Annotated in this window: 8 protein-coding genes; 3 read left to right on the forward strand and 5 right to left on the reverse strand. The window is 35.0% G+C overall.

All coding sequences use genetic code 11. From position 1 onward, the window contains the following. Positions 1 to 51: 51 nt before the first annotated feature. The 5 genes from FNW21_RS08810 to FNW21_RS08830 form a co-directional block, all read right to left on the reverse strand. Complete coding sequence (locus FNW21_RS08810; RefSeq protein WP_144256371.1) at positions 52 to 1,998, reverse strand: DEAD/DEAH box helicase; 1,947 nt, start codon at positions 1,996 to 1,998, stop codon at positions 52 to 54. Between the two features lie 205 nt (positions 1,999 to 2,203). Further along, positions 2,204 to 2,782, reverse strand: coding sequence for a non-canonical purine NTP diphosphatase (locus FNW21_RS08815; RefSeq protein WP_144256372.1), 579 nt, complete (start codon positions 2,780 to 2,782; stop codon positions 2,204 to 2,206). Next, positions 2,779 to 3,153, reverse strand: a complete 375-nt coding sequence (locus FNW21_RS08820; protein ID WP_144256373.1) for a ribosomal maturation YjgA family protein — start codon at positions 3,151 to 3,153, stop codon at positions 2,779 to 2,781. The genes FNW21_RS08815 and FNW21_RS08820 overlap by 4 nt, the downstream gene beginning before the upstream one ends. A gap of 5 nt (positions 3,154 to 3,158) precedes the next feature. Next, a complete protein-coding gene (locus tag FNW21_RS08825; RefSeq protein WP_144256374.1) occupies positions 3,159 to 4,664 on the reverse strand; it encodes an FMN-binding glutamate synthase family protein in 1,506 nt (501 codons plus the stop codon). Positions 4,665 to 4,702: 38 nt separating this feature from the next. Further along, positions 4,703 to 5,482, reverse strand: a complete 780-nt coding sequence (locus FNW21_RS08830; protein ID WP_144256375.1) for an NYN domain-containing protein — start codon at positions 5,480 to 5,482, stop codon at positions 4,703 to 4,705. 357 nt (positions 5,483 to 5,839) lie between these two features. Between FNW21_RS08830 and FNW21_RS08835 the strand changes: the two genes are divergently transcribed. The 3 genes from FNW21_RS08835 (at position 5,840) to FNW21_RS08845 (ending at position 10,326) form a co-directional block, all read left to right on the forward strand. Continuing rightward, positions 5,840 to 7,102 (forward strand): aminotransferase class I/II-fold pyridoxal phosphate-dependent enzyme, encoded by a 1,263-nt coding sequence (locus FNW21_RS08835; RefSeq protein ID WP_144256376.1) that lies wholly within the window; start codon positions 5,840 to 5,842, stop codon positions 7,100 to 7,102. Between the two features lie 573 nt (positions 7,103 to 7,675). After that, positions 7,676 to 9,430 (forward strand): sensor histidine kinase, encoded by a 1,755-nt coding sequence (locus tag FNW21_RS08840; RefSeq protein WP_144256377.1) that lies wholly within the window; start codon positions 7,676 to 7,678, stop codon positions 9,428 to 9,430. 245 nt (positions 9,431 to 9,675) lie between these two features. Then, complete coding sequence (locus FNW21_RS08845; protein WP_144256378.1) at positions 9,676 to 10,326, forward strand: response regulator transcription factor; 651 nt, start codon at positions 9,676 to 9,678, stop codon at positions 10,324 to 10,326. Positions 10,327 to 10,521 lie beyond the last annotated feature (195 nt).

Here is a 10,521-nt window from a genome sequence, read left to right on the forward strand (position 1 = left end):
ATTAACAAGGATTTCTAAAATTGCAAATTATAAATTAGCAATTCAAAATCTTTAGTCTCTTCTTGGTCTTCTTGGTCTTGGTGCGTCACCAAAGCTTTCGGAACGTCTTGGTGCTCTATCAGAAGAACCTTCTGTTCTTGGTGCTCTATCTCTATCAGAGGAGAAACCTCCAGTTCTTGGAGCAGAGGCGCTTCTTGATTCGCTTCTTCCGCCAAAGCCACCTTCTCTTGGAGCTGCACTTCTTCCGCCAAATCCGCCTGAACCTTCTCTTCTGGGAGCAAAACTGCCTTCACGTCTAGGAGCTGAACTACGTCCGCCACCAAAGCTTCCGCCAGAACTTCTACCATTATGATCACGTCTTCCTCCACCATCGTTTTTAGAAATTTCTACATTAATACGACGTCCTTCAAGTTGTACATTGTTCAATATTTCCATTACTTTATCAGTATGTTCTGGATCGGTGTTAAAGAAAGAGAATCCTTCTTTTACATCTACCTTGAAAACGTCATCACGACCGAGGTCTAATGTTTCTTTCAAGTAATCCTTCAACGACATCCAGTCAAAATTATCACGGGAACCAATGTTTACAAAATAACGAGTGGCACCACCAGCATTGTTGCTTTCTCTTGATCCGCCATCTCTATCATCACGTTCGCGACGATCTGATCCTGATGACATTCCTGAAATGTCTCTTGTTTTCTTGTAATAATTGATAAAACGGTTGAATTCTACCGATACCATTTTCTTGATCAATTCCTCTTTTGACAATCCTTCAAGAACTGTGTTGATTGCTGGTAAGTAATTATCAATTTCGTGATCTACTTCGGTGTCTTTTATCTTGTTAGCCAAGTGCAACAATTGAATTTCGCAGATTTCGATACCAGAAGGCAACGTTTTTTCTTCGAATTTTTGTTTAATGATTCTTTCGATAGACGAAATTTTACGCAATTCACTTTTGGTTACAATTACGATAGAAGTTCCTAGTTTACCAGCACGACCAGTTCGGCCTGAACGGTGGTTGTAGGTTTCAATTTCGTCAGGAAGTTGGTAATTTACTACGTGAGTAATGTTGTCAACGTCAATTCCACGAGCCGCTACATCAGTCGCAACAAGCATTTGGATTTGTCTACCTCTAAACGATTTCATAACACCGTCACGTTGCGCTTGCGATAAATCGCCGTGCAATGCAGCTGCGCTGTATCCATCCTCGATTAATTTCTCTGCAACAGCTTGTGTATCGCGTTTTGTTCTACAGAAAACTACTGAAAAAATATCAGGGTTACAATCTGCCAAACGTTTCAAAGCTTCGTAACGATCACGTGCATTTACTAGGTAAAATTCGTGAGATACTGTAGCCGAACCAGAGTTTTTGGCACCAACAGTAATTTCTATTGGGTCGGTCATAAATTGTTTTCCAATACGTGCTACTTCAGCAGGCATTGTTGCAGAAAACAACCACGTACTTTTTTCGTCAGGCGTTGTAGAAAGGATGTTTACGATATCTTCGTAGAAACCCATATTCAACATTTCGTCTGCTTCGTCAAGGATACAATAGTTAATTTGAGAAATGTTTACCAAACCTCTGTTTATCATATCTTGCATTCTTCCTGGAGTTGCCACAATTACTTGTGCACCTCTCTTTATGTCTCTCGCTTGTTCTGTAATGCTAGCTCCACCGTAAACCGCTACCACATTAATACCTTTTTCGTATTTGGAGTAGTTTTTAAGTTCGTTGGTAATCTGCAAACACAATTCGCGTGTTGGAGATAAAATTAACGCCTGTGTATTTCTGTTGTTGGCATCAATTTTCTGAATAACTGGAAAACCAAAAGCTGCTGTTTTCCCTGTCCCTGTCTGAGCCAACGCAACTAAATCTGTGTCTTTTTCCAATAATAGGGGAATCGCTTTCTCCTGTACTTCGGTCGGATTCTCAAATCCTAGATCTAAAATCGCCTTCAGTAACGATTCACTCAATCCTAATTGTTCAAATTTATTCATATGTATTTTTAAAATAGGGTGCAAAATTACTGTTTATAATTCATATAAACTAATGCTATTTTAAGATTTAATGTTTTATTAGCTTTTGATTATCAGAAAGTTAGATTTCGTTTTCTTGAATCGCGATTAACATACTGTGTTTTTAGATCAGAAAAACGTCTTGAAATGTAAAGTATTTGGACAAAAATGTTGTATTTAAAACAAATTAGTTTGTCTTATTCAAATGCGCAATAAGTGCTTGTGTTGCTTTGCCTCGATGACTTATTTCGTTTTTGGTTTCCAATGAAAGTGTTGCAAATGTTTCGCTAAAACCTTCTGGTCGAAAAATAGGATCGTAACCAAAACCTTGATTTCCTGTTTTTTCGAGTGTGATTTCGCCTTTGGCAATGCCTGTAAAGAGTACTTGTTTTTCCTTTAAATTCAAGCAAATGACAGTTTTGAATTGGGCTTTTCTATTCGGCTTGTCGGCTAGGTTCGATAGTAATTTATTCATATTAGCATCAGCGGAACGCTGTTCGCCAGCATATCGTGCCGAGAAAACACCAGGTTCTCCGTTCAAAATGGCTACTTCGAGTCCCGTATCATCAGCAAAGCAATCGTAGCCGTATTTCTGGGTAACATAATTGGCTTTCATGATGGCGTTCTCTTCGATAGTGTCAGCAGTTTCGGGAATTTCCTCGAAACAACCAATGCTTTCCAAGGATATGATTTCGATATTTTTGGGAAGCATGCTTTGTATTTCTAGAATTTTATGGGCATTGTTAGTTGCAAAAACGATTTTCATTTGGTTGTAGTTTTTAAGAATGTGTAATCAATACCAACGGCTATGGCGATTCCAAAAGTATAAGCAATCAGGTCACTCCACAGGAATCCTTGCCCTAGAATGAGGCGTCCCAAGAGCGATTTTCGTATGGGAATAATCCAATCTGCTTGGTAGAGCTGGAAAATTTCGATGGCATAGCAAAGCAGTAATCCTATGGTGGCACTTTGTTTTTTGCGAATACGTGTGCCTACCATTCGGATGCCAAAATAAATCATTACAGCATAGAGTAAATCTCCGGTCGCTAATGGAATAATCGCACTTTTTCTAGAAATAATTCCAAGAAAAATTACAATTATAACTAGGATAAAATACCGGATTCTAGGATTTTTCAAAAGTATTATTTGGCAACATTGGTTAAATTATCTGGAAAATAAGTATTGGCTAAATGGGTAAATTCGTCGCCACGCATAAAAATGGATATGTCAACATCGGCAAAATCTTTTTTGCCGGCTGCTGCCAAAAGTTCGTTGGCGGCATGTAGCGTATTTTTATGAAAATGATATACCCGTTCCGATTTATCCGTAACCACGAGACCTTTCATTAGCATCTTGTTTTGAGTCGCCACGCCTGTTGGACACTCGTTATTGTTGCAACGCAACGCTTGGATACAGCCTAACGAAAACATAAATCCACGCGCACTATTGCATATATCTGCACCCAGTGCAATGGCTCTTAAAATGGCATAACCAGAGATGATTTTGCCACTACAAATCACCCTGATTTTATCTCGGATTCCAAAACGGACTAACGTTTTAGTAACAAATATCAAAGCAGGTTCAAAGGGCATTCCTACCCCATCAGCAAATTCTAGTGGAGCGGCACCGGTACCACCTTCGGCTCCATCTACGGTAATGAAATCAGGGTAACAATTGCTGTTAATCATTTCTTGGCACAGCGTTTCGAATTCGCTTGTTTCGCCAATACAAAGTTTAAAACCAATGGGTTTACCATTAGCCAATTCGCGTAAATGGGCAATAAATGCAACTAATCCTTTAGCATCCGAAAAAGCACTGTGGCTAGGCGGTGACAATATGGTGATGTGAGGCTGTACGCCTCGTATTTTGGCAATTTCTTCAGTGTTTTTTTGGGCAGGAAGTACGCCTCCATGACCTGGTTTTGCCCCTTGCGATAATTTTATTTCAATCATTTTAACGGCAGGAAGATTGGCTTTTTCAGCAAATTTTCCGCCATCAAATCCGCCACGATCATCGCGACAACCAAAATAACCGGTACCTATTTGCCAGGTAACATCACCACCTTGTAAGTGAAATTGCGTCAATCCGCCTTCGCCAGTATTGTGGTAAAAATGTCCTTTGAGTGCTCCTTTATTGAGCGCCATAATGGCATTTTCGCTCAAAGAACCAAAACTCATTGCCGAAATATTAAGTAGCGATGCAGAATACGGTTGCGTACAATCCGAACCGCCTACAAGTACGCGAGGTAAGTCCTCTTTGACTTTGGCAGGAAACATCGAATGTTTGATTCCTTCGTAACTGGATTGATTGAGCACTAGTTGCGTTCCAAAAGGGGTTGTGGCGTCAATGTTTTTGGCTCTTTGGTACACGAGTGAACGTTGGTTTCTGGAAAATGGTTTTCCATCTGTAGAACGTTCTATAAAATATTGCTGAATCTCGGGTGCAATCATTTCAAATAAATACCTGAAATACCCCAAAACAGGAAAATTTCTTAAAATAGCATGTTTTTTTTGGATACTATTGGCAAGACCAACCAGCAAAAGTAAGGCGATACAAATGGCTGCGGTTAAACCAAAATTAAAAAAATAATATACTGTTAATGCCATTAAAAAGGCGATGGTACCAAAGAGGAAGAATTTTTGTCTCATGTTTTTAAGGTAAATGTTAGGGTTGTAAAAGGGATTTATTAGCTATAGCGCAATCGAACATACACGTGTTTGATTCCTTTTTTGTCGGATTCTCTTTCGTCTATTTCGAGGATGTCCGTCAGGGATTTTAATAGGGGTGTAAGTTTGTTGAAACCGTAACTTCGGGGGTCAAATTCGGGTTTTTTCTTTACAATAAGGTTTCCTACATCGCCTAGAAATGCCCAGCCATCATCATCGCCAATAGCGTCTATGGTATCCTCAATGAGTTCTATGGTGGGATTGTCGATTTTGATAGCGGCTTCTTTTTCGGCTGGTTTTTTAGAGTCTGCCATAGTATTTGTAGCAGTTGGTTTGGGTTTTTTCTTTTTGATTGCGCCTTCAAGAACTTCAATATAAATGAATCTGTCGCAGGCAACAATGAACGCATTGGGTGTTTTTTTTTCGCCTATTCCAATGACTTTCATGCCAGATTCTCGCAGGCGAATAGCTAATCTAGTAAAATCACTGTCGCTAGAAACGATGCAAAAACCATCCAATTTATCCGAGTACAACAAATCCATAGCATCAATAATCAACGCCGAATCCGAAGAGTTTTTGCCCACCGTATAGCTGTATTGTTGCACAGGAGTAATGGCGTGTTCCAGCAAAACCGATTTCCAACCGTTGGCATTGGGCTTTGTCCAATCGGCATAAATGCGTTTGGTGGTTGGAGTACCGTATTTAGTAATTTCCTCCATCATTCCTTTTACGTTGCTGTACGGAACATTATCGGCATCAATGAGTACGGCGAGTTTTAGTTCTTTGGTATTTTGTGACATAACTGTTTATTGTAATTTGTATTTTGCAATTGGTATTGGCATTAAAAAAGGCTTTTCAAATATACAAAGTTTATTGTAAAATCTACTCCCTAGCCTATATGGAAATGGAAATCCTTTTTTTGAGAAAAGCTATTTATTTTTGACTTTGCAGAGTGACAAAAGAAGCTTCTGCAAAGTCTTGGAAAAAAAGATTTTATGAAAAATGATTACGTCACAATGTGTTTATTTTTAGTTGAGTTCAGTGAATTTCATTTAAAATGAACAGCTGGAAATTGCTCCTAAAAAAGATTATGATAAGACAGATTAAATAATTAATTTTGCAACCTCTTAAAATTAATATTAGTAAGTCGTTATATTATGGTAAAAGATTTATTCGAAAGAATCCAAAACAATAAAGGGCCATTAGGAAAATGGGCTTCACAAGCAGAAGGTTATTTTGTTTTTCCAAAATTGGAAGGCGAATTAGGTCCAAGAATGCAGTTTCAAGGAAAAGATATCTTGAACTGGAGTTTGAACGATTATTTAGGTTTGGCAAATCATCCCGAAGTACGTAAAGCCGATGCTGATGCAGCGATTGAATTTGGCGCAGCGTATCCAATGGGCGCTCGAATGATGAGTGGTCACACTAAATACCACGAACAACTAGAGGAGGAATTGGCTGCTTTTGTCATGAAAGAGTCCGCCTATTTGTTGAATTTTGGTTATCAAGGCATTCTGTCCACGATTGACGCACTAGTTACTCGAAATGATGTTATTGTTTACGATGTAGATGCGCATGCTTGTATTATTGACGGCGTTCGTTTGCACAGTGGCAAGCGTTTTACGTACCGTCATAATGATATTGAAAGCATGGAGAAAAACTTGCAACGCGCCACAAAACTGGCCGAAACAACTGGAGGAGGAATTCTTTTTATTACCGAAGGTGTTTTTGGAATGCGTGGTCAACAAGGAAAACTAAAAGAAATTGTTGCCATGAAGGAGAAATACAATTTCCGTCTGTTGGTTGATGATGCGCACGGTTTTGGGACACTTGGTAAAACAGGAGCTGGAGCAGGCGAGGAGCAAGGTTGTCAGGATGGAATTGATGTTTATTTCTCTACGTTTGCTAAATCAATGGCTAATATTGGTGCTTTTGTAGCAGCTGATAAGGATATTATTGATTATTTAAAATATAATTTACGTTCGCAAATGTTTGCCAAAGCATTGCCAATGATTCAAACAATAGGTTCCTTGAAACGATTGGAATTGTTGCGTAATTCATCAGAAATAAAAGATAAATTATGGGTAAATGTGAATGCGTTGCAAAACGGATTGAAATCAAGAGGATTTAATATTGGCGATACCAATACGTGTATTACCCCTGTTTATCTAGAAGGAAGCGTGCCAGAAGCCATGGTTATGGTGAATGATTTAAGAGAAAATTACGGTATTTTCTTGTCGATTGTAATTTATCCAGTGATTCCAAAAGGGATTATTTTATTGCGAATGATTCCAACTACTTCGCATACTTTATCGGATGTTGACGAAACGCTTGTCGCTTTTGAAGCGATTCGTGAAAAATTAGAAAATGGTACTTATAAAGAAATTGCAAGCCAAACTAAAGTTGATTTAGATGCTTAAATTTTTTAGGATTTTATACTTAAAGCTGTCTGTTTAGGCAGCTTTTTTTGTTTTAAATAACTTGGTTTTGATTTGTAGTTGTGGCTTAAATTTAGATAGAAATTGGGGTGTTCTCCAGTGAATTTAGGAATTGGATCTATAGTACTTTGGGGTTGTTATGTAAGTATTTTCTGTAGATAAAGTTCTACAGAAATGTCGATAAAAAATTACATTTTCTTGTGTTAAAGAAGGTTAGTTTTGCCACATATAATGGAAGTTAGAAATGGTGTAATGCTTGTTTTTAAAATTTATTTTTAATAGTTAAGATAATTCTTAATTTTTATATTTATTTTGTCATATTAGTTCGATATGAATAAGCGTGGAATAAGTATATACAAGTTGCTGATTTTTTATATATATTGCTATAAATATAAAAAACAGGATTATAAAATAGCTTTAATTAAATATTTGTTTAAAATAGTACGCATTATAAATTAAGTTCCTCTTTTTAAAAGAATAAGCAAGGACTGTTAACAATGTCAAAGTGCTAAATGTAATTTTCCAAGGTGTAAACTTATTTAAACTAAATAATAAATGGTAGTTAAAAAAAAAATTAAATTAAATCCGTTTTTTTTGCAAAATCTAAAGTTAGAACAACGCAAACTAGTACACTATGCTTTGTTGTTTTCGGTTATTTTATTTCAAGTTTTAGCTATCGTTATATGGTTTAATGAAACAGCAAATGAAACTCAACTTACAAAGTCTTTTGAGGGTATTGCATCTTCAAATGATATTTCAAAATATGCTAATCTGGTAAATAATTCGTTGCTCAAATCGCAAGAGCATTTTAATAATTATATCAATTACAAAGACGAAGCTTCATTAAAAAAGTATACAGCTACGTTAAACGAGGTTCGCTATTTATTAGATAGCTTGTCTTTTGTTTCGAGTCGAAATACAACTTTTAAGCGGATATTAGTAAACAAGAAAAAAACGGAAGTTGCTATTTTAATTCTAAAGTCTTCGATAGATTCTATTATTGATCTTCAGGTTAGTGCAACCCAAGGGGATGTTTCAAAACTTTTTAATTTTAAAAAATTTCAATTCAAAAAGATTCTGGATAGTATAAAAACGGATACTTACATGAAAGTGGATAGTGTTTCGAGAAAAGGTTTGTTTTCAAGATTAGGAGATGCGTTTGCTGGAAAATTTACGGTACAAAAAGAGCAATTAAATACAGTTGTTACCATGAAATTTAAAGATAGAATTGTAACGGGTAGTATTGAAGAGCAAATGGCAAATATTTTTTTGATAACTAATAAATACCATGAGAATGAATTCAATAACCTTAAAAAATCGTTTTTAAACCTAAAGGTTAAAGACTTAAAATTAATAGCACTTAATAGTAAATTATTAAATCTAGGTCAAAATATAGTGCCAAACTTTAGTGATTCAGTAAATTTATTTCAGGAGAATACCCAGAAAAATGTATTGAATCAATATCAATTAAATAAAACAGTTAGAAATTATACTTTAATAATATTGATAGTGTCCATGTTTATTGTCTCAATCATACTTTTAAACTTTACACGTTTGGCATTTGAGTATGAAAAAAAATTGACAATTGCCCAAAATCAAATACGTCAAAGTTTAAATTTTAAAAATAGGATTATGGGGATGATTAGTCACGAAATTAGATCGCCATTAAATATAATAGCTATCTACAGTAAAAAAGTTAGTGCTTCTGTTAAAAACATAGAGATAAAAGATACTTTCAAATCAATTCAGTTTACTGCAAATTCACTACTCCTTTTAGCAAATCAAATTTTAGAATATTCCAAAGATGAGAATCTTAAACCCAAATTGCAAAATAAAAATTTTCAATTAGAAACTGAAATTGATCAAATAATTTCTACGCTGACCTCCTTATTGTGTACTAAAGGAAATAAATTAAAAGTGATATCTAATTTGAATTCCAATTCAGAAGTCTGTTCAGATGCCACGAAAATTCACCAACTTTTTTATAATATAATAGGAAATGCTAACAAGTTTACTAAAAATGGATTAGTAACTATTACTATTGATTTAGAGCCTGTTTCGGACTATGAAATGAATTTTAAAGTTGAAATTCAAGATACAGGAATAGGTATTTTAGAGAACGATTTGAAAAATATATTCGAATCCTATTATCAAGGAACAATATCAGCGAATGTTAATGATTTAGGAGTTGGTTTAGGGTTGAATATTTGTAAAGAAATAGTTGAATTATTTGATGGAAATATCAGTATTGAAAGTCAAGAAGGTAAGGGTACTAAAGTTGCATTTAATTTGATATTAAGTCATGTTTAAATGCTAAAAAAAGTAAGTTTGTATTGCTTCGAAGTTTTTTTTCATAGGGAATACTAAATAATGTAGCTTGCTGGTTTTTTCTTTATTGTTTTCTCAAAAAAAAAACTTCTTCTTCGATCCAAAGTTTTGGTCGAAACAAGATTTTTATACTGTTTTGAAAAGTAGCCAGCGCTCATGAAATTATTTTATGAGGATTAATTATAATGTTGCTGTATTTATTGTTTAAAGATTTTAATTAAATAGAAATGAAATTATCAACTAGTTATTCTTTTTTAATTGCAGACGACCATAGTGTTGTTAGGCAAGGAGTCGCATTGCTAATAAAAGAATTGTTTTTAAACGCTAAAATTAGTCAGTCTGGGTCTCTTGAGGATATTTTTAAAGTGTTGAAAGAGATTAAAATTGATTTATTAGTTTTGGATGTGAGTTTTCCAGAAGGTAACAGTTTGAATGTCATTTCAGAGATTAAAGCTTGTCAACCAGATATTAAAATTTTAATGTTGTCTGCCTATGATGAGGATATTTATGCGATGCGCTATCTAAATGCGGGTGCTTCTGGATATTTAAATAAAGTTAGCTCCGAGGAGGAAATGAAACAGGCATTAACGAGCATGATTTTGTCCGGAAAATATATGACGCAAAATATTAAAGATAGAATTCTAGACTCTTATATTTCAAAAACCCCCATTAATCCATTAGAACAGTTGTCTAATAGAGAAATTGAGGTGGCAAGATTGTTAATTCAAGGATATGGAAATTCAGAAATAGCAGAGTTATTAAAAATTAGAAAGACTACGGTTAGTACCTTTAAAAATAGAGTTTTCGAAAAGCTAGAGATTAATAATTTATCGGCTTTAATAGAAATGTTTCGGTTATACTTTGAAAACAGTAAATAGTAGATAAAAGATTTACTGTTGATTCTATTTTTAGTAAAATGGATTTTTTTACACTTTGTGTTTTAAATCATCAGGGCAAACGCCTGTGATATAAAAATATGTTAAGGCAAAAAAAATAGGCTCTTCGCCTAAATTAGTGGAATTGTGTTTTTAGGCATTACCTAAATAATATACCATTTTTATGAAATTATCTGG

Origin of the sequence: Flavobacterium restrictum, assembly GCF_007097245.1 — a bacterium.
GTDB classification, from domain to species: Bacteria; Bacteroidota; Bacteroidia; order Flavobacteriales; family Flavobacteriaceae; genus Flavobacterium; species Flavobacterium restrictum.

Bases quoted from the DNA above. Each gene is read 5' to 3' on its own strand.
- FNW21_RS08810 (WP_144256371.1), bottom strand. From the start codon at position 1,998: ATGAATAAATTTGAACAATTAGGATTGAGTGAATCGTTACTGAAGGCG.
- FNW21_RS08815 (WP_144256372.1), bottom strand. From the start codon at position 2,782: ATGAAAATCGTTTTTGCAACTAACAATGCCCATAAAATTCTAGAAATA.
- FNW21_RS08825 (WP_144256374.1), bottom strand. From the start codon at position 4,664: ATGAGACAAAAATTCTTCCTCTTTGGTACCATCGCCTTTTTAATGGCA.
- FNW21_RS08830 (WP_144256375.1), bottom strand. From the start codon at position 5,482: ATGTCACAAAATACCAAAGAACTAAAACTCGCCGTACTCATTGATGCC.
- FNW21_RS08835 (WP_144256376.1), top strand. From the start codon at position 5,840: ATGGTAAAAGATTTATTCGAAAGAATCCAAAACAATAAAGGGCCATTA.
- FNW21_RS08840 (WP_144256377.1), top strand. From the start codon at position 7,676: ATGGTAGTTAAAAAAAAAATTAAATTAAATCCGTTTTTTTTGCAAAAT.
- FNW21_RS08845 (WP_144256378.1), top strand. From the start codon at position 9,676: ATGAAATTATCAACTAGTTATTCTTTTTTAATTGCAGACGACCATAGT.